Origin of the sequence: Streptomyces sp. NPDC093018, from assembly GCF_040684035.1 — a bacterium.
GTDB lineage: Bacteria > Actinomycetota > Actinomycetes > Streptomycetales > Streptomycetaceae > Streptomyces > Streptomyces murinus.
In genome coordinates, this window is sequence record NZ_JBFBFF010000011.1 from 190,923 (window position 1) to 211,524 (window position 20,602).

Sequence of the window (20,602 nt, forward strand, 5' to 3'; positions counted from 1 at the left end):
AGCATCCGAGCCATGACGGTCCTGCCTGACGACGGGCTCCCACTGGCCGCCGAGTTCCCTGACGCGACACACGAGCAGTGGCAACGCCTGGTCGAGGGTGTGCTGCGCAAGTCGGGCAAGGAAGTCTCGGGCGCGGCAGCTGAGGACGCTCTGTCCACGACGCTGGAGGACGGGCTGCGCACCCGTCCCCTGTACACGGCGCGCGACACCGCGCCCGACCCCGGTCTGCCCGGCTTCGCCCCGTTCGTACGGGGCGCGCGCCCCGAGGGCGGGGTCGCGGACGGCTGGGGGGTACGCCAGCGGCACACCACGCTCGCCGACGGCGCGGTCCTCGCCGATCTGGAGAACGGCGGCACCTCGCTGTGGCTGGCCCTGGGCGAGGGCGGCATCCCGCTCGCCGACCTGGGCCGGGCCCTGGAGGGCGTCTACCTGGACCTCGCGCCCGTCGTGCTGGACGCCGGGCGGGACACCGCCGAGGCGGCCGAGACGCTGCTGGCCCTGTACGCGGACAAGGGCGTCGAGCCGAGGGCCGTACGCGGCAACCTCGGCGGCGACCCGCTCGGGTACGAGGCCCGTACCGGCGCCGCGCAGGACTTCGCGCCGTACGCCGCCCTGGCCGCGCGCTGCGCCGAGACCTACCCGGGGCTGCGCGCCCTGACGGTGGACGCGCTGCCGTACCACGAGGCCGGCGGCTCGGCCGCGCAGGAGCTGGGCGCCTCGCTCGCCACCGGTGTGGCCTATCTGCGCGCCCTGACCGAGGCGGGACTCTCCGTCGAACAGGCCGCCGGACAGCTGGAGTTCCGGTACGCGGCCACCGCCGACCAGTTCCTGACCATCGCCAAGCTGCGCGCGGCGCGCCGGCTGTGGGCGCGGGTCGCGGAGGTCAGCGGGGCGCCCGGCGCCCAGACGCAGCACGTGGTGACCTCACCGGTGATGATGTCCCGCCGCGACCCGTGGGTGAACATGCTGCGCACCACGGTCGCCACCCTCGCCGCCGGGGTGGGCGGCGCCGACTCCGTGACGGTGCTGCCGTTCGACCACGCGCTCGGCCTGCCGGACGCGTTCGCCCGGCGCATCGCCCGCAACACCTCCACGATCCTCATCGAGGAGTCGTATCTCGCCCGCGTCATCGATCCGGCGGGCGGCTCCTGGTACGTGGAGCGGCTGACCGCCGAACTCGCCGAGGCGGGCTGGGAGTTCTTCCGGACCATCGAGCGCGACGGCGGCCAGGCGGCCGTGCTGCGCTCCGGGCGGCTGCGCACCGACCTCGCGACGACCTGGGCGGAGCGCTCCAAGAAGCTCGCCAAGCGGCGCGAACCCATCACCGGTGTCAGCGAGTTCCCGCTGCTGGCCGAGAAGCCGGTGGAGCGCGAGCCCGCGCCGCAGGCGCCGTCCGGCGGGCTGCCCCGGGTGCGCAGGGACGAGGCGTTCGAGGAGCTGCGGGCCCGCTCCGACGCCCATCTCGCGGCGACCGGCGCCCGGCCGCGGATCTTCCTGGCCACGCTCGGCTCGGCCGCCGAGTACACCGCGCGGGCCTCCTTCGCCGCCAATCTGTTCCAGGCCGGCGGCATCGAGCCGGTCAGCGAGGGAACCTTCGAGGACAGCGGCGCCACCGAGGCCGTGCTGTGCTCCGGCGACGCGACGTACGCCGAACGGGCCGAGGAGACCGCCGCGGCACTGCGCGCCGCGGGCGCCCGGCAGGTGTTCCTGGCGGGCCGGGGCGAGTACGCCGGCGTCGACCGCCATGTCTTCGCGGGCTGCGACGCCGTCGATGTGCTGTCCGCGACTCTCGACCGCATGGGAGTGTCCTGATGGGAATCCCCGACTTCTCCGGCATCGAGCTGGGGACCCCGGTGGCCGGCGGCAGCGCCGAGGAGTGGCAGGCGGCCGTCAAGCAGGCCACCGGCGGCGCCGAGCCGCTGTGGGAGACCCCGGAGGGCATCAGGGTCAAGCCGCTGTACACCAGGCGTGACCTGGAGGGCCTGGACTTCCTGGGCACCTACCCGGGCATTTCGCCGTATCTGCGCGGCCCCTACCCGACGATGTACGTCAACCAGCCCTGGACGATCCGCCAGTACGCGGGCTTCTCCACCGCCGAGGAGTCCAACGCCTTCTACCGGCGCAACCTCGCGGCCGGCCAGAAGGGCCTGTCGGTCGCCTTCGACCTGCCCACGCACCGCGGTTACGACAGCGACCACCCGCGGGTGACCGGCGACGTCGGCATGGCGGGCGTCGCGATCGACTCGATCTACGACATGCGGCAGCTGTTCGACGGGATTCCGCTCGACCGGATGACCGTGTCGATGACGATGAACGGCGCCGTGCTGCCGGTGCTGGCGCTGTACATCGTGGCGGCCGAGGAACAGGGCGTGCCGCCCGAGAAGTTGGCCGGGACCATCCAGAACGACATCCTCAAGGAGTTCATGGTCCGCAACACCTACATCTATCCGCCGAAGCCGTCGATGCGGATCATCTCCGACATCTTCGCGTACACCTCGCAGCGGATGCCGCGCTACAACTCCATCTCCATCTCCGGCTATCACATCCAGGAGGCGGGTGCGACGGCCGATCTGGAGCTGGCGTACACCCTCGCCGACGGTGTGGAGTACATCCGCGCGGGGCGCGAAGCCGGCCTGGACGTGGACGCGTTCGCGCCGCGCCTGTCGTTCTTCTGGGCGATCGGCATGAACTTCTTCATGGAGGTCGCCAAGCTCAGGGCGGCCCGGCTGCTGTGGTCCAAGCTGGTCGCACAGTTCGAGCCGAAGAACGCCAAGTCCCTTTCGCTGCGCACCCATTCGCAGACCTCGGGCTGGTCGCTGACCGCGCAGGACGTGTTCAACAACGTCACACGCACCTGTGTGGAGGCGATGGCCGCGACCCAGGGCCACACCCAGTCGCTGCACACCAACGCGCTGGACGAGGCGCTCGCGCTGCCCACCGACTTCTCGGCGCGCATCGCCCGCAACACCCAGCTGCTCCTCCAGCAGGAGTCGGGCACCACCCGGACCATCGACCCGTGGGGCGGCAGCGCCTATGTGGAGCGGCTGACGTACGACCTCGCCCGCCGGGCCTGGGCGCACATCCAGGAGGTGGAGCAGGCGGGCGGCATGGCGCAGGCCATCGACGCCGGCATCCCCAAGCTGCGCGTGGAGGAGGCGGCGGCCCGGGTCCAGGCCCGCATCGACTCCGGGCGCCAGCCGGTGATCGGCGTCAACAAATACCGCGTCGACAGCGACGAGCAGATCGACGTCCTCAAGGTCGACAACTCCTCCGTGCGCGCCCAGCAGATCGAGAAGCTGCGCCGGCTGCGCGCGGAGCGGGACGAGCAGGTCTGCCGGGACGCGCTGGACGCGCTCACCCGGGCCGCCGAAGGCACCGAGAACCTGCTGGAGCTGGCGGTGCGGGCGGCCCGCGCCAAGGCGACCGTCGGCGAGATCTCCGACGCCCTGGAGAAGGTGTACGGCCGGCACGCCGGCCAGATCCGTACGATCTCCGGTGTGTACCGCAACGAAGCAGGCGAGTCCCCGTCCGTGGACCGCACCCGTGCCCTGGTGGACGCCTTCGAGGAGGCGGAGGGACGCCGGCCGCGCATCCTGGTCGCGAAGATGGGCCAGGACGGCCATGACCGCGGCCAGAAGGTGATCGCGACCGCGTTCGCCGACCTCGGCTTCGATGTCGACGTCGGCCCGCTGTTCCAGACGCCGGACGAGGTCGCCCGGCAGGCGGTCGAGGCGGATGTGCATGTGGTCGGCGTGTCCTCGCTGGCCGCGGGACATCTCACCCTCGTACCGGCGCTGCGCGAGAAGCTGGCGGAGGAGGGCCGCGAGGACATCATGATCGTGGTCGGCGGGGTGATCCCGCCGCAGGACGTGCCGACGCTCCTGGAGATGGGCGCCACGGCCGTGTTCCCGCCCGGGACGGTGATCCCGGACGCGGCGTACGACCTGGTCCAGCGCCTGGCGGCCGACCTCGGCCACGAGCTGTAGGGCCGCGATGGCCCCGATCGATCTCGACACGTATGTGAAGGGTGTGCTCGACGGGAAGCGGGCCCTGGTGGCCCGCGCCATCACGCTCGTCGAGTCCACCCGGCCGCAGCACCGGGTGCTGGCGCAGGAGCTGCTGACCCGGCTGCTGCCGCACAGCGGCCGGGCCCGGCGGATCGGCATCAGCGGGGTGCCGGGGGTCGGCAAGTCGACGTTCATCGACGCGTTCGGCACCATGCTGACCTCGCTGGGCCACCGGGTCGCCGTCCTCGCCGTCGACCCCTCCTCGACCCGCACCGGCGGCTCCATCCTGGGCGACAAGACCCGGATGGAACGGCTGTCGGTCGACCCGGCGGCCTTCGTACGGCCCTCCCCCAGCGCGGGCACGCTGGGCGGGGTCACGAAGGCCACCCGGGAGTCGATGGTGGTGATGGAGGCGGCGGGCTACGACGTGGTCCTCGTGGAGACCGTCGGCGTCGGGCAGTCGGAGACCGCGGTCGCCGACATGGTCGACACGTTCCTGCTGCTCACCCTGGCCCGCACCGGCGACCAGTTGCAGGGCATCAAGAAGGGCGTCCTGGAGCTGGCCGATGTGATCGCCGTCAACAAGGCGGACGGTCCGCACGAGCGGGACGCGCGGGCGGCGGCACGGGAGCTCGCGGGCGCGCTGCGGCTGATGCACGGCAAGGACGCGTTCTGGACCCCGCCGGTGCTGCACTGCAGCGCGCGTGAAACCACGGGCCTCGGCACGGTGTGGGAACGGCTGGAGCAGCACCGCGCCCTGCTGGACTCCACCGGCCGGCTCAGCACCAAGCGGCGGGACCAGCAGGTCGACTGGACCTGGGCGATGGTCCGCGACGAACTCCTCGGCCGGCTGTACGCCGACCCGGCGGTACGGGCGGCGGCGCCGGAGCTCGAACGGCAGGTCAGGGAGGGGACGTTGACGGCGACGCTGGCGGCGGAACGGATCCTGGGGGCGTTCGAGGGCGGGGGCGCGGGGAGGTCGTGAGCGGGGGTGCGGGGACGGGAGACCGTGGGCGTCGCGCGGAGCCCCCGCGGGCCGAGCCCGAGCGGGCCGAGCCCGGACGGTGGCCGGAGCTGGAGGCCGCGCTCGCCGTGGTCAACCGGGATGTGCGGGCGACCCTGCCGGGTCAGGAGCCGCTGATCCTGATGGTCACCCCGGCTCCGGACGAGGCCGCCGGGACCTACGGGTCCTCCAGCTCTTACGGGTCCTGCGGGTCCTACGGGGGCCAGGAGGTGTACGTGGCGATGGCGGACGGCCGTTCGCACGGCAGTCCGGTGCACACGGACGACCTGGCGGAGGACGCCCCACGGGAGCCGGGCGACGCGGCGACGGTCCTGAGCGTGGTCGCGGAGGCGGCGCAGGAGACCGTCATGGAGCTGCTGTGGCAGGTCTGGCCGCTCTGCCGGGAGCACGGAACCGGAGTGCATCCGCGTCCCGCGGGCACGTCCGAGGACTGGTACCCGGGCGAGACGGCCGCGGGCGGCCCACCGGTGTGGTGGTGCCGGGGCGGCCGGACCGGGGACTGCCACGACGCCTCGCCGATCGGCGAGTTGGCGGACACGCTGCCGGGCAAGGAGCGGCGCGCGCTGCGGCGAGGCCGTCGCCGATAACGCCCCGGCAGCCTAGGTGAGCCCGCCGCGTTCGCAGATCATTCGGGCCACTTCCCGGAGTTTGACGTTCTTGTCCTGGGAGTAGCGGCGCAGCACGTCGAAGGCCTGGCCCTCGGTGAGTTCGTGGCTGCCCATGAGGATGCCCATGGCCTCGCCGATGATGTGCCGGGTGGCGACGGCCTGCTCCAGCTGGGCGTGGGTGCGGGCGCTGGAGAAGGCGACGGCGGCGTGCGAGGCGAGCAGCCAGCCGGCCGTCTCACTGGCCTCGGTGAAGGCGCCTGGGCTGCGGGAGTAGATGTTCAGCGCGCCGAGGTCCTCTTCGTCGGTGTAGAGCAGGAAGCCCATCATGCTGCCGAGGCCGAGCTTGCGGCCCTCGGTCACGTAGCGGGGCCAGCCCGCGTTGGGCTCACGGAAGTCGGCGATCCGGAACACCCGCTCGTCACTCTCGGGACGGGCGACGTCGTAGCAGGGCCCCTCCTGGAGGCGCTCCTGCAACTGGTCGCTGTCGGTCACCACCTGGTCGGTCGGCGCGAGGGTGCTGACGCCCTTGGCGTGCAGGATGAGGATGCCGGCCGCGTCACAGCCGGGCACGAGCTCGGTGGCGGACCGGGTGATCCGCTCCAGGGTGTCGGTCACCGTGTCCTGCGCCAGCAGATCCCGCGCCAGTGCTGCCATCCGTTCGGCGAACGCGCGCCAGTCCATCGTTCTCCTCCCTGCCTGCCTTCACCAGACCGACCACCTGCCCTGTTTCCACCATCGCATCCCTGCCCGACCTCGGCCGACCGGGGCAGGTGGGGGGTGGGGGCCGCTGGGTGAGGGGGGAGGTGAGGGGTGGGGCGCTGGGTGGGGAGGGGGAGCGTGCCGGGTGGGGACGAGGGGAAAGCGCCACGGAGGGCGGGAGCGGTCCGGACGGGGGCCGATCTGGCGGGCCCGGGGGCTGCGGGGGGGGCCGTGCGGGCCCGGCGACTGCGGCGGCTGTGCTGCCCCGGGGGCTGGTCCGGGAGGGCAAGGGCCGGTCCGCGCAAGCCCGGAACGAGGAGGCCCCGTCGAGATGGGAGTGCGCGGGCCCGCACAAGCCGGGAGGAGCGAGACCCCGCCGCGATGGGAGAGCCCCGGCCCACCCGAACCCGAAACAGCGAGACCCCGCCGGGCCCACGACAGCTGATCTGCGCAGGCCCGCGGAAACAAAGGCCACCGCACGCGCGCGAGCGGGCGGCACAAGCCCGGAAGGACGAGGCTCCGTCGAGCCGGCGAGAGCCGAGCCGCGCGGTCCAAAAGGACGAGGCCCCGCCGAGGTCGGCCGGCGCCGGCCGTGCAGGAAGGGCGAGGGCCCGCCGGGTAGGCGAGGACCGGGCCGCGCACACCCGGAACGACGACGCCTCGCCGGGAAGAGCGAGACCCCCCGGTCGCCGCCGGGCCGCGTAGCCCGGGAGGGAGGATCCGCCGGGCGGGGCAGGGCGTGCGGTGCGTCAGCTGTCGCGCTCCGGGAGGACCAGGCGGAACGCCGCTCCCGTCAGTGCGCGGTTGTCGGGGTCGAGGACCTCGATGTCGGCGGAGACGTCGTCCGTGGCGCGGGGCTGGAGGAAGCGGCGGACCCGGTGCAGGCCCCGGCCCCGGCCGTCGCCCCGGGTGGTCCAGGTGGGGCCGAAGATCCGTGCGGGGCGCGAGCGGGCCCGCTCCGGCAGGCCGGGGCCGCTGTCGCGCAGCACGACCAGCACCTCGGGGCTCTCGCGCTCCACCAGGATCTGGAGCACCCCGTCCTGCCCGGCGAGGGCCTCCGCGGCGTTGTCCATCACCTCGTAGAGCACCGCGCGCAGCACGGGCTCCGGCACCGCGACCCGCAGTCCCGGCGGGCAGCGCACATCGAGGCGGACATGGGGGTGCGCCTCCTCGAACTCGGGCCCCAGGGCGGCGAGTAGCACGGCCGGTTCGGAGTCGGGGGTTCCGGTCGCCGTGAAGTTCTCTTCCGCTAGCTGGAGTTGGGCCTCCTCGGTGAACTCCTCGTACGCGGAAGGGGTTTCGCGCAGACGGGCGTACACCGGCACGGTCGCGTAGCGGTTGAGGTGCCACGCCTTCGGGCCCTCGCCCCCCTCCTCCCGCTCCAGCGCGAGCCTGCCGAGCAGCACGGTGAGCTGCTGCTCGGCCTCGGCGCGCAGGGCCCGTACGACACCGCTGAGCGGCACCCGCAGCTCGCCGCCGTCCGGCACCACGGCCAGCATTCCGCGGCGCACCAGCTCGTCGACGGCGGCCAGGACGCGCTCCCTGACCCAGGGCTCCGCGCCGCACGCCTCCGCCATGTCCGCCGCCTCCTCCCGGCCGACCTGCCCGCCCACCGCGTCGCTCGCCGCCAGCGCCGCCCACCAGGCCGCCTCCGCCGCGGGCCCGCCGCAGCGTGCCGTCAGCTCCTCGCGCAGGGCGTGCGTCAGCGCCTCGTCCCGCTGCCAGCCGCCCTCGGCCGCCGCCCAGCGCCGTACCGGGTCCGCGCCGTCGACCGGGTCCTGCGCGTACCGCAGCATCACCAGCAGCAGATACGGGTCCATGCCGGTGCAGTGCTCCATGGCCTGCACGGCCGCCGGTCCGCAGCCCAGCGACAGCCGGCTGATCCAGCGCAGGGTGCGCCAGGCCACGTCGGCCTCGCCGCCCAGGATCCGGCCGAGCTCGGAGCCGCTGTGCCCGGCGAGGGCCGAGACCGGCCACTGCGGGGCGAGGACGCCGAGCAGGGCCGCGGCCCGGTCCGGTACGTCGGTGAGCACCACCAGGCGCAGCAGGTCCCGCAGGGTCAGCACCGCGGTGTGCCGCCGGTCGGTGTAGCCGGACGGTTCGACCTGGGGGCCGACCACCACACAGGGCCGTTCGTCCTCGCCGGTGTCCGGCAGGCCGACCGCGCCGGGTCCGCCGACGTACAGGTCGACGCGTCCGGTGGGGTGCAGCCGGGAGAGGGCCGGGCCGCCGAACAGGCCGTCCAGGAAGGCGAGATGGAAGGGACTGCGCGCGACCGGCGTGGCCGTCATCGGTCCGGGCGGCGCCCCGAGGAAGCGGCACAGCGCGTCGGCGAACCCGGCGGCCGCCTCGGCGGAGGGATCGTGCTCCAATCTGCCGTACGCCGCCAGCAGTTCCTGTCCCTCGCGATCGGCCGCCCGCCAGTCCACGAACGCCGGAGGCCGCAGCCGGCCGGGGTTGAGGTGGCAGTCAAGGAGCTGGCGCGGGTCCCACTCGGCCTTCCAGACCGGCGGCGCGGTCATGCCCTCGGGGATGGGGGCGCCGGGCGGCTCCCGGTTCAACAGGGCGGTGGCGGCGACGAGTTCACCGGCGTCGAGCAGGGCCCGGACGCGGGCGGCCCCCCGGCCCTCCGCCCCCGTACGCTCCATCGGGGCGAGCAGGTCCGCCAGTTCACGGGCGGCGTCCGCGATGCGCCGTTCGAGATCGTCGGCCAGCGCGTCCAGTCGGGCCACGACCCGGGGCCGTCCCGAGCGTGCCCGCTCCACCAGCGCCTCGGTCTCGGCGGGGTCGTCCCGCCATGCCACTCCCGCGCCCTGCGCGCGCCGGGCGAGGTCGGCGAGCCGCTGCCGTACCAGCTCCGCGGCCCGCACCCGCAGGCTCTCCAGGTGCCGGGCCAGCCGCTCGGCATCGTACGGCCGCAGGTCCGCGCAGCCGGCGAGCAGATACTCGGCAGCGTCGAACTCGCCCCGCTCCAGCAGCTCTTCGCAGACGACGCCCACCGGGCGGCCACCGAGCCGCGCGAGGACCGCGCGGGCCAGCTCGACGGCATCCTCGGGGCCGTACGACGACTGCCTGCGCGCCAGCAGGGCCAGCACCTCGGGGTAGCGGAACCGGCCGGGCCAGGTGCCGAGCACATGCCGGGCGCCGTCCAGATGGTTCCGCACCTGGCTGTCGTGGCTCGGCGCGCTCATGCGTTCTCCTTCCCGGCCTTCGGCAGCGCGGACAGCGCCTCCAGCAGGGCCTTGGCCGGATGGCAGGCCGGTTCGCCCAACTCGTCCGCCTCCTTGACCAGTTGATGCCAGGAATCGTCCAGGTGCAGGGCGAACCGCCGTTGGGCCGCGCTCAGTCGGAGCGCGGCCGGGCCCTGGCGCCCTTCCTCGGAGCGGGCCACGAGGGACCTGGCCTCGGCGATGAACTCGGCGAGGCGGCGGGCGTAGGCGAAGTGATTGCTCCACTCGATCTTGCGCAGGCCGAGATCCGCGGACATCCGGTCGAGCTGGGTGCGGATCTCCTGCTCGCCCTGCGGCAGCCCCTCGATCACCGGGGCCCAGCGGTCGGCGGGCCGGGGATCGTGGGCCATCTCGCGGACCTCGGCGAGGATACCGTGCGGCCGGAACAGGGCGCGGTGCAGCTTCTGGCCGTCCGTGAAGCTGAAGTGGTTCTTCGCCTGTTCGAAGTCGGCCACCTCGGCGGCGAGCCGCGCCCAGCGTTCGTCGGTGCGCGCCGAGCGCTCCTGGCCGGCCGCCCATTCGTCGACGTCCTGCAGGGGCAACGGGGCCGGTGCCGCCTCGAAGCAGGCGCGGGCGGCGCGGGCCAGCTCCAGCCAGGCCGTCGGCAGCCCCTGGGCGGGCGCCCCCTCCGTCAGATGACGGCAGGCGAGCCGGCCCGTGTCACCGCCGTGCAGCAGCATCTCGGCGACGGCGCCCGCGAGCGCGACGGTGCGCTGCTCGGGCGGGGCCGCCTCCAGCGCGAGGGCGCTGAAGAAGAGCTGCTCGCCGAACGGGCCGTGCTCCAACGGCAGTGCCACGGCGGCCAGTTCGACGGAGAGCGCGCCGGGGCCGCCGCCGAGCAGGGGGGTGAGCAGGTACGCCTCCATGAACGCCCCACGCCGCCAGGCGTCCTCCAGGAGCCAGCGCGACCATTTGTCGGAGTCGGCGCGGTGGGGATCGGGGCGGCGGGGATCCGCGCCCTGGTCCTCGGTGCCGCCCGGCCCCTCCGCCTCGCCCTGGCCCATCAGCAACGCCGCCGCATACCGCCGTAGCTCCTCCGCGCCCCGGCCCGCCCGCTCGCGTTGGGCCAGTGCCGTCCAGGGGTCGTCGTCCAGCGGGATGGCGGCGAACACCCCGGCCGTGGGGTGGTACTGCGGCCCCTCGCCCCCGGGGTCCCCCGGGGCCCCGAACCACTCCGGGATCCCCAGTTCCCGCGCGAAGTCCACCGTGAACGCGGTCCCCACGATGTGCAGCCCGACCTGCGCCACCGCGCCCTGCCCCGGATGCGTCGTCCCATGTCCCACGGGGTGATGGCTGCCCGCCACCATCTCGTGGTCGCTGAGCACCGCCCGCGCCCTGGCCTTGCCGACGCGCAGGGTGCCGTCCGTCTTGAGGGCCTTGAGCAGGGCGTCGTACGCCGTGGCGGTGCGCCGGCCGCCGCTGAGCGAGGGATGCTGGAGGTGCACGATGCCCCCGGTCTCCCGCAGTCGGCGCAGCCGCAGGGCGAGGGTCTCGTCGCAGGCCTCGTGCTCGGCGCGGTCGTCGGTGACGGCGAGCCGTGCGCCCGCGCTCGCGACGAGGCGGCCGACCACCTCGGCGTACGCGCCGTCCCATACGGCGCGCACCACCGGGTCGGCACCTCGGTACACGTCGTTCACCGCGTCCACGAGTTCGCGCAGCACCCGTCCCCAGGCGGCCGCCCAGCCGACCTGGAAGCCGACGGGGTCCTCGTGCCACCCCTCGGGCAGCTCCGGGGGTTCCCATCGCCACCAGCGCGCTGGCTCGGCCGGGAGTCCGCGTCCGGTGCGGCCGAAGTCGTCGGGGGCGATGGCGATGCTCTGCGCGGTGTCCCAGTAGGTGTAGACCCTGCGGACCCAGCTGAGCAGGTCGGCCACGCACAGCGGGGGCGTGTCGGTGTCCTCGGAGGGTTCCACGAGCACCCCGGCGCCGGTCCCGTCCGACAGGAAGCCGCGGGAGCCGACGTAGGCGGCGCGGTTGTCGCAGATCAGCAGTGATGCCGCGCTGGAGCTGCTGCGCTTCTCCAGCAGCACCTTGCCGGGGTAGCGGGCCTTCAGGTCGAACAGGGCGGTCTCGGACCGGGGTTCGAGTCTCGCCGAGGGGTGCTCGCCCCACAGCAGGACCAGGGTGACGCCCCGTCTGAGCGCCTCCTCGATGCCGGGCAGCAGCGGGTTGAGGGCGTCGTAGGCGATGGTGGGCGCGGCCAGCACCAGTTGGTGTTCGGCGCGGTCGATCAGATCGCCGACGACATAGCCGACCCCGGCCCCGGGCGCCACCCGCTGGGCCCCGCAACGGGCCCTGCGCGCCTCGGAGATCTGCTCCCGCAGCTGGTTCGCCCTGATCTCCAGGGCGTGGTGCCGGCCGGGCAGGTCCGGCAGTTCGGGTGCGCCGTCCAGCCCCTCGGCGAGCTGCTCCAGGTCGCGGATCAGCTCCTTGAGGGTGTCGGGCCGTACGACTTCCGGGACTTGGCGGTTCAGGAGTTTCTTGACGAAGGCGCTCTCGGGCCGGGTGTGCAGCAGATGGGTGATGTGCGCCTGGAAGAGCTGGGCGCCCCTGCGGCCCCAGCCGGGCGGCGCCTCGACGGGCACCGCGGCGATCTGGCTGCTGCCGGGGTCCCTCTTGACCACGACCTCGACGGTGCTCCAGCGGACCGCCTCGGGCGGGCTGAGCACGGGGTTGGTGAAGGACACGTTCAGCACCCGGCGGCGCACGCCCCGGTCGCGGCGGTCCTTGGCGACGGCCTGGCGGACGGCGCGCAGCAGTTCGGTCTGCGGCAGGTCCTCCGCGGAGACGCCCCGGGCCACCGGCATCTCCAGGGCGCCCAGCGGCGCCCGGACGCTGCCGTCCCGGTACGGCAGGATCGTCTCGGTCACCGGGTCGAACAAAAACTTGCGTGAATCGACGCTGGTGGCGACCGTCTGCGCGCCGTCGCCGTCGCCGAGGACCGCCTCGGCGGCCGGGGTGCCCTCCAGGGTGTGGGAGGTGAAGTCGACGGCGAGGAAGCCCCGGCTCCACAGGGCGTGCACCACGTCCAGCATCAACCGTCGGGGCAGCGAGAAGAGGTCGCCGAGGGAGTCGACGGTGGTACGGCCGCCGGCCACCGCCGCGAGCACCAGCTCCTCCAGCGTCGAGGCGCCCGCCTCCGAACCGAGTTCCACCCTCAGGGTGATCACCCGGCAGGGCAGGGCCACCAGGGTCGTCTCACTCACCGGCGTCCTCCGCTGCCATCGCTGCGGCGGCGCCCTCGGACGCCTCGGCCCGCTGCGGGGGCAGGACCGCCCGACGGCCGCCGATGATGTCCTCGGTGACCGCGTCCACGATCACCCCGCTGTCCCGGAAGGCCTGGATGACCGTCCCCCAGTCCGCGCCTCCGTACTGCTCGAAATGCGCCAGATCCCCTACGACGACGAGTAGTTGGCGCGCCCTGGACAGCATCACATTGACCACCTCGGGCTGCGCGGTGTGCCCGATGTTGCCTCGGATGCCCTCGCCGCGCACGGCGCTGCGCACCAGGGAGACGATCACCACCTCGGCCTCGCCGCCCTGGAAGGAGTGCACGGTGTGCACCCGCCCCCGAAGCCCCTTGGCCTCCAGGATGCCCGCCTGTTTGCGGTAGGGGGTGATCACGACGAGGCCGCCGGGGTCCGTGCGGCGGGCGAGCCCGAGCCGGGCCACGAGGTCGTCGATCAGCTCCGCCTCGCCCTCGTTGCCCCAGTAGGGGGTGTCGCGGCAGCCGTCGTGCCGCGCCGTGTCGAGCCACACCAGCGGCGCGTTCGTCACGTACGGCGGCTCGGTGCGGCCGTGGATCTGGTCGATGAAGGGGTCCGAGGTCAGGAAGGTGCCGGTCGGGCCCGCGTCGGGGTAGAAGGCCCGGGCGAAGGGGGTGGCGATGTCGGGGTGCATACGGAACTGGGTGACCAGGACGTCGACCGGGCGCCGCGCGGAGGCGGTGCGCCGCGGGTCGTGCCCCTCGAAGAAGCGCCGGAACATGTGCAGATGGTCCAGGTAGGTGTCCTGGTTGGCGTAGTGGGCCTGGATCCGGTCGTGTTCGTGGGCGGCGAGCCCCTCCAGGAAGCTCTGCATGTCCTGGGCGCGGTGCGGGCCGAGCTGCTGGTAGTCGCCGACCAGGGTCCAGCGCACTCCCCGGACCAGCGGCATGACGACCTCGGTGGGCCAGGCCTTGGCGGCCTCCTCGATGATCACCCAGTCGAACATGTCGCTGGGGTCGCTGACCTCTTCGGACAGCTTGCCCGCGATGGAGCAGGTGGCGAAGACGATGTCGGCGCCGGACTTCACCCGCTCGATCAGCTCCAGTTGGGTGTCGCCCGCGAGATCGGCCCACCGCTTCATCAGCCGTTTCTCGTCCTCGCCGCGCGCCCCCTCGCAGCCCAGTTCCACCCGGCGGACGATGTGCGCCACGAGGTCCTTGACGATGTCCGCCGCCGTCAGCTGCCGTACCGGACTGCGGACTTCCTCCCGCTCCTGGCTGAGGGAGAGTTCCCGCAGGGCGAGCAGGGAGCGGTCCTCGATACGCGGCCGCAGCTCCTTGAGGATCTTCTCGGCGAGCTGGTCGAGCGCGTCGTTCGACTGCGCGCTCACCAGGACCCGGGAGCCGTGCTCCATCTCCAGGAAGTCCCGCAGGGCCTTGGCGACGACGGTGCTCTTGCCGGTGCCGGGCGGGCCCTGGAGGGCGTAGAAGGGGTGGAAGCGCAGCATGTTGGAGACGATGGCCTGGCCCTTGCCGCGCAGCTCGCTCTGGTCCCGGCTCGTGACTCCCCTGCTGCGCAGCTCGATGGCCTCCGGCGCGTCCAGGATGCGCACCAGGCCCGGCTTGTGCGCGAGGGAGTCCAGTCCGCGCGCCTCGCGGCGCAGTTGGGTCTCGGTGCCGCGGTCCTCGTCGGGTCTGAGCCAGCCGCGCTCGGGCACCTGGCGGCCGCCGAGCGGCTGGATCTGCACCGAGTCCGCGTCCAGCCGTACCTTCAGCCGCGCCTCCACGGCCCGGCCGCCGAAGTAGGGGTCGGTGGGGTGGCCGTCCCGGCCGGTGCGGTCCTCCACCAGGGTGACCCGCGCCCATTCGTTCTCGGTGAGCAGCTGCCGGGCGAAGTCGCCGAGCGGGGGCCTGCGCCGGGGCTGGGCGTAGGAGGTGAGCAGCGGGTCGCCGTGCAGCCAGCGGCGGTCGCGCTCATGGTCCTGGGTGAGGACGATCGCGTCGCCCTCCTCCGAGCGCACCAGCACATACGGGTACTGGCGGGCACGGAGGGCGACACCCTGGTACTCCAGCATGAACCGGTACGACCGCAGCAGTCGCTGCGAGCCCTGATGGTCCACGGCGCGTTCGGTGACGACCGCCTTGGTCAGCTCCTCCCAGGAGGGCCGCGGCTCGCCGCCCTTGTCCAGGCTCTGCCCGACCCAGAAGGGCACGAGGTCGACCTTGCCGATGCTGCGCCGGGGCCAGGCGGTCAGCAGATCGTCGGCATACCGCTTGTCCAGCAGGTACTTGATGACCAGCGTGTCCTTGTGGACCTTCCGGCGGCGGCCGGAGATCGCCTCGTCGTAGTGGAACGCACAGAACCAGACCGCCTGGTTGCCGATGAGCGCCCACTCGGCCTCGGCCTGGGACTGCGGCGAGTCGCCGTGCACAAAGCCCTGGGCGCCGCTCGGGCTGTGCACCAGCTGGGCCTGGCGCAGCTCGTCCTCCAGGAAGGTCTGGAGTTCCCGGCAGCCCTCGGGGGTGTCGGGGCGGTGGTCGGTCCAGCCCCGGCTCTCGTACACCGTCTGCACGGACTTCTCCGGCATGAACGCCAACAGCCTTGGTTTCTCGTCGTGTTGTTCCAGGGGGGCGAGGCTGAGGGTGATCTCCGTCCAGTGGCGTTGCAGCGTGGCCGCCGCGTCGAAGGAGGAGATACGGCCGCTGGGGGACGGGTCGAGCATGTCCACCAGCACCTCGCGCAGCCGGCGCGGCATGCTGGTGGTCGTGGTCAGTGTCCGGCGCATCGCGGTGTGCAGCGCGGCCAGGGCCTCGGGGAGCCGTTCTTCGGGTGCCTGCTCGACCGCCGCGCACTCCTCGGGCAGCAGCTCGGTGACGGCGCCGAGGAACAACTCCCAGCCGAGCACGCCGAGTCCGAACACATCGGTGCTGCCGTGGTCGAGCCTGCGGACCAGTACCTTGCCGAGGAGGGAGGGGTGCGTCTCGGGCGCGAGGTAGGCGAGATGGCGGGCCGGCGGGACGTCTGCGGGCGGGGTGAGGAACAACTCCCGTACGTCCTGCGCGCGATGGTCGTCCGGCCCGGCGACGTGATGCAGCAAGTTCTTGAGCAGGGCGCTGAGTTCGAACCGGGTCAGGGCGAGGGCCGCGCGCTCCGGCCGGCTCGGCTCCATGGCCAGTCTGATCGCGCCCAGAGTCAGATTGCGGTGCACGATCCGGGTGCCGTGCAGCTGGCTGAGGGCGTCCACCAGCAGGCTGAACTGCTCGAACGCCACGACCGGGTAGCTGCCGACCCACTCCCGTACATCGGCCCAGTCCTGCTCCGCCAGCGGTCCCCCGATCTTGCGGGTCATGATGAACGCCACGCGGTTCGTCCTGTCGAACCGCCCGTCCACGATCTCCGGCAGCGCGGGATGCCCCAGCATCCGCAGCCGCAGCAGATTCCGGACCTCGTGGTCCCACAACTCGCCCGCGAGATCGTCCACTCCGTGGAAGAGCGACACCTCGCGGGGCGGCTCCTCGCCGTGCGGGGCGCGCAGCACGAACCGGGTCAGCCATCCGTCGATGACATGCTCGACCCCGCCGTCGAGCTCCCAGCCGCCGCCCTCCGGCGCGTAGACCGCCCGCGCGCCGGTGAAGAGGTCCTTGATCTGGAACTCCACGTCCAGCTCTGCCCACGGCTCATCCATCCTGGTCCCCCGTTTCGTCGTTCCTGGGACTGGAGCTCTCGACCGCGCCGGTGTCCCGCTCCCGGGTCCCCGCGGCCGCCACGGACAGGACGACCACGCCGTCCTTGAAGGCCACCGCGAGCCGCCCGCCGGAGAGCGCGGACAGGCCCAGGACCGGGGAGCCGAGCCGGATGCGGTGGCCGGGGGTGAGGCGGGGGGTGAGGCGGCGGGCGGGGGGCGGATCGGTGGCCCAGAGCTGGATCTCGCCGTCGTCATCGGCGCTCGCCCACATCCCTCGGTACGACCGCCCGCGCAGCGCCACCAAGCCGCTGATGTCGCCCTGGTGCGCGCGCGTCACGGCCTCGGGCCGACGGCCTTCGGCACCGTCCCACCCCGGGCCGCCCGCCCGGTCGGCTTCCCCGCCCAACTCCCGGCCGTCGGCCGCCCCCAGGACCCGTACGGTCCGCTCGGTCCACCCCGGCGTCCGCACCTCATGACACAGCGCCAACGCCTCGGCCCCCTCCTCGGTGACGTACCGGTGCATCCCGATGATCCGGCCGAACGGCACCTCGGCGCGCCGCGCCGCGCCGGTCAGATGCGCCGAGGGGTCCCAGAAGTGGATGGCCGGACCCCGCTCCGCCGCGGCCGCCACCACCCGCCGCCCGTCGGGCCCCGCCAGCACCGCGAGGCCGCGGACCCCGGCGCCCGCCCCGCCCCCGACCGATCGACGGGGCTGGTCCACCGCCATGGCCCACAGGCCACGGGGGTCTCCCCACAGCACCGTCCAGCCGGAGTCCCCCGCCTGCCATCCGACGAGCGCCGTGGAGCTTCCCGCCCTGAACGCCGGACCCAGGATGTTCAATTGCTGCACCGCCGCATGCCCTTCGGACGACGCGTCCCACCGCCACAGCGAACCGTCTTCGCAGGCCACCGCCAGCTCCGCACCCGCCAGCACGGTGAGCGCCACGAGCTGACGCCGCAGGCTCATGGTGTGCAGCAGCCGCGGCACCTCCCCGGCCACCTCCCACAGGGTGAGATCCCCGGCCCGCTCTGCCACCGCCAGCCAGGGCTCCCCCTCGGGCCCGGTGACCGACGCGAGGCCCACCACATCGCTGCCGGGCGCGCCCGGCGCGGGCGACAACCGCGCGCCTCCCCGCTCCCCGTCCGCGCCGGGGTGCAGGACCGCCACCCAGCCCGTCTCCCCGGCCACCGCGAACCGTCCATCGGGCAGTGCCACCAGCTGCCACACCGGCTCGGGCGCCTCCAGGACCCGCTCGCCCGCACGGGCATCGGTCTCGGCACCGGGGCGCCAGATCCGCAGCGTACGGTCCTCATGCGCCGATACGACCAGGGCCGGGCCCACCCCGGCAGGGGCATCGCCGGCCGTCCCCGGGACATCGCCTGCCATCCCCGATGGGCCGTCGGTCGCCCCCGCTGGGCCGTCGGCCGTCCCCGGCGCGCCGCTCGCCGCCACCGCCGTGACCGGGCTGTCGGAGCCGCGGGTCAGCAGGACCGGGGCGTGGGTGCGCCAGGGTTCCCACAGGGTCACCGAGCCGTCGCGGGCGCCGCTCACCAGCCATGACCGGTCGGGGCGCGCGGCGACGGCGGTGACCATCTGCCCGGCGTCGAGCTGGAGATGCGGCGGCGTACGACGCACCGCGCCCCAGCACACCTCCCATGCCCCGCCGTCCCCGGCCGGGTGCGGCTCACCACAGGCGCGCAGCCCGCCGAGCTGGCGCAGTCCGGGCCGGTCGGCCGCGGTGGAGCGTTCGATCAGATGCGCCGAGGTGACCGTGCCCAGGATCTCGATGGGCAGGTCGGTCGGGACCGTGCCACCGCCGCGCCGCCCCGGGGCGAGCGCGAGCCCGCACAGCGCCGCGACCCGAAGCCGGTCCAACACACCTTTCTGCGCCGCCAGTTGATGCCATCCGGAGGCGCCGCAGTCGGCCGCGTACTCGGCGAGCCGGCTCTCCAGGTGCGGGCTCGGCGGCCGGCCCTCGGCGATCTGGCCGGCGGCCAGTTCCAGCAGGGCGGTGAGCATGGCGAGCCGCTGCTCGGCGGTGACCTCGGCGGCCAGCCGCTCGGCATAGGTGCGATGGGCCAGCCGGTAGACGCTGCGCCGGTCCTCCCCGTCCAGCAGCACATAGGCGGCGGCCTTGCCGAGGAACTCGGTGAGCGTCCGTTCGTCCGACGCGCACCCGCCCGGCCCGGCCAGTGCGCTCGCCGCCCGCAGCCAGATCCCGTCCGCCCGCGGCAGCCCCCGGCCATGACCGAGCGCGAGCGCCCGCAGGAACGGCAGCGCCATCGGCATCTCCGCCCCGATCCGCGCCACGGCCGCCCCGAACAGCCCGGAACGATCCCTGTCCAGGAGCTTCAGGAGCGCCTGCCACGCCTCCGGATCCGATGACAGGACCCCCGGACTCCCCTCGATCTCCTGCACCAGCAACGCCGCCTGGAGGAACTGCCAGTCCCCCTCCCGCACATGCTGCTCGACGGCCGCCCGCACCGTCTCGGCCACCACCTCCGCCCATCCGGGGTCCGCCCCCTGCGGCAGCGCGCCGGCCTCGTCCCGCGGTGCGTCGGCGCCCTCCCGCAGCGCCCTGCGCACCCCGTCGGCGGCGTAGGCACCGGCCGCGACCGGGTCCGGCAGGAGTTCCAGCACCCGCGCCCTGCCGGTGTGCGAGCCGAGCACCGTCGGCAGATCGATCCGGGCGCCCTCGGGATCCCCGTCGTCGCCGGGTGCTCTGCGGGTGCCGATGATCAACGAGACCTGGGGGTGTTCCGTCGCCGCCAGGAGCAACTGGGCCGTCGGCACCGGGTCCCGCGCCTCGTCGAGCGCGTCGGCCACCACGAGGATCCGCTCGGCGGCCTCCGGGGAAACCGGCCCCCACTCCCCTCCGGGTGCCCGGCTCGCCCCCACCCCTTCGAGCCGGTCGCGGACCTCCGCCACGGTGCTCCCGGTCAGCCGCAGCACGGCCCCGATCCGAGCCCCCGACTCCCTCAGTCGCCGTAATGCCTGCCCCAGGAAAGCGGACTTGCCGACGCCGGGCGCCCCGGGCACGATCAGCACCCGCTCCGGCCCCGGCCCGGGCCCGGTGCCCCACCGCAGCACCTCGGCCAGCTCCGCCTCCCGCCCGGTGAAATGCGGTACGACCTCCAGATACCCGGCGCGCTCCCGCTCCTCCGGCGACTCGACTGTCGAGGCCGTGACCCCGACCGCGGGCGCGGGGACGGGCGCGGCATCGAACTCCCGCTGCCTGCGCCGCTGTTCGGCCACCGTGGTGACCCCCGGCAAGGGCACCCGGTCCCGCGCCAGCAGCTTCAGCTCGGCACAGGACTCACCGCCGAACTCGCAGTAGTGTCCCGCCTGTTTGAAGAACCGGCGCAGCTCATGGAGTTCGAAGACGTCATGGCTGGTGAGCGCGTCCAGATAGTCCTCCAGCGTCTCCCGGAACGTCCCCAGGTACGCCTGCGCCGCGTCCTTCCCCGTCGCGATCAGCAGAATGGAGTAGGGGGCGTCGTCCATCGCGGCCGAACGGTCGAACCGTTCACGCACCACTTTCGCGAAGTCCGACGACTTGCACGCCTCGATCACCACCATCGCCCAATGCCCGTCCTCCGCACGGCGGTTGCCCCACTCGGCGTAGAGATGGTGGGCGAACAGATCGGGTGTGAGCTGCGCGTGGTCCCCGCGCTCCGCCGAGCCGGGCACGAGCAGGGTCGGGCCCATGATGCCCCGGCGACCGTGCCCCAGCCAGACCAGGGCCGAGGGCCGTTCCTTCGGGTGGCGCTCGCCCGGTTCGCCGTACTCCCCCGACCAGCGGGCGAGTTCGTCGTCGGCCGCGCCGAGGGAGTCCACGGTGCCGGGCCCGGCGGAGGACCCTGCCACCGGCTGTCCCCCGATCCGCCGCAGTACGTCGAGCACGGCGGCCGCCTCCGCCGCGGTGTCCGCCTTCGGATACCCGGCGACATGCCCGACCGGCACCACCCGCACGTCGAACGCCTCCGCCACCGTCCCGTCCCGGCCCTGCCCGCCCTGCCGCGGCACGACGGGCGACACGGGCGACGCCCCCGACACGGGCGAGTCCGGCGGCGCGGGCCCGACGGTCCCGGTGTCGGTCACGGCTCCGGTCCCGTCCCCCACGGCCGTCGGCTCGCGTCCCG

General features: G+C 73.8%; 9 protein-coding genes. 4 read left to right on the forward strand and 5 right to left on the reverse strand.

What is annotated here, in order from left to right; all coding sequences use genetic code 11:
- Window positions 1-12: 12 nt before the first annotated feature.
- Genes AB0N90_RS24455 through AB0N90_RS24470 form a run of 4 tightly spaced genes read left to right on the forward strand, consistent with a single transcriptional unit; the run spans window position 13 to window position 5,618 of the window.
- Window positions 13-1,812: a methylmalonyl-CoA mutase subunit beta gene (locus AB0N90_RS24455; protein ID WP_365199882.1), complete on the forward strand. Its 1,800-nt coding sequence runs from the start codon at window positions 13-15 to the stop codon at window positions 1,810-1,812.
- Entirely contained in the window at window positions 1,812-3,986 is a 2,175-nt protein-coding gene (gene scpA, locus AB0N90_RS24460) for a methylmalonyl-CoA mutase (RefSeq protein WP_365199885.1), read from the forward strand. Before AB0N90_RS24455 ends, scpA begins: the two co-directional genes overlap by 1 nt.
- Before the next feature lie 7 nt (window positions 3,987-3,993).
- Window positions 3,994-4,992 carry a methylmalonyl Co-A mutase-associated GTPase MeaB gene (gene meaB / locus AB0N90_RS24465; protein WP_365199888.1) on the forward strand — a complete coding sequence of 333 codons (999 nt, stop codon included), beginning with the start codon at window positions 3,994-3,996 and terminating at the stop codon, window positions 4,990-4,992.
- Window positions 4,989-5,618, forward strand: a complete 630-nt coding sequence (locus tag AB0N90_RS24470) for a hypothetical protein (RefSeq protein WP_365199890.1) — start codon at window positions 4,989-4,991, stop codon at window positions 5,616-5,618. The genes meaB and AB0N90_RS24470 overlap by 4 nt, the downstream gene beginning before the upstream one ends.
- Window positions 5,619-5,630: 12 nt before the next feature.
- Here AB0N90_RS24470 and AB0N90_RS24475 read toward each other — a convergent pair whose 3' ends face one another.
- From AB0N90_RS24475 to AB0N90_RS24495, 5 genes are all read right to left on the reverse strand, one after another.
- Window positions 5,631-6,320, reverse strand: a complete 690-nt coding sequence (locus AB0N90_RS24475; protein ID WP_365199893.1) for a GAF and ANTAR domain-containing protein — start codon at window positions 6,318-6,320, stop codon at window positions 5,631-5,633.
- 767 nt (window positions 6,321-7,087) lie between these two features.
- On the reverse strand, window positions 7,088-9,529 hold the full coding sequence (locus AB0N90_RS24480) for an ATP-binding protein (RefSeq protein WP_365199895.1): 2,442 nt from the start codon (window positions 9,527-9,529) through the stop codon (window positions 7,088-7,090).
- Entirely contained in the window at window positions 9,526-12,774 is a 3,249-nt protein-coding gene (locus AB0N90_RS24485) for a hypothetical protein (RefSeq protein ID WP_365199898.1), read from the reverse strand. Before AB0N90_RS24485 ends, AB0N90_RS24480 begins: the two co-directional genes overlap by 4 nt.
- Window positions 12,767-16,459, reverse strand: a complete 3,693-nt coding sequence (locus AB0N90_RS24490; RefSeq protein ID WP_365199901.1) for an AAA domain-containing protein — start codon at window positions 16,457-16,459, stop codon at window positions 12,767-12,769. Before AB0N90_RS24490 ends, AB0N90_RS24485 begins: the two co-directional genes overlap by 8 nt.
- The gene (locus tag AB0N90_RS24495) at window positions 16,452-20,561 is read right to left on the reverse strand and encodes an AAA family ATPase (protein ID WP_365199902.1); all 4,110 of its coding nucleotides are present in this window, start codon (window positions 20,559-20,561) and stop codon (window positions 16,452-16,454) included. Before AB0N90_RS24495 ends, AB0N90_RS24490 begins: the two co-directional genes overlap by 8 nt.
- Between the last annotated feature and the right edge of the window lie 41 nt (window positions 20,562-20,602).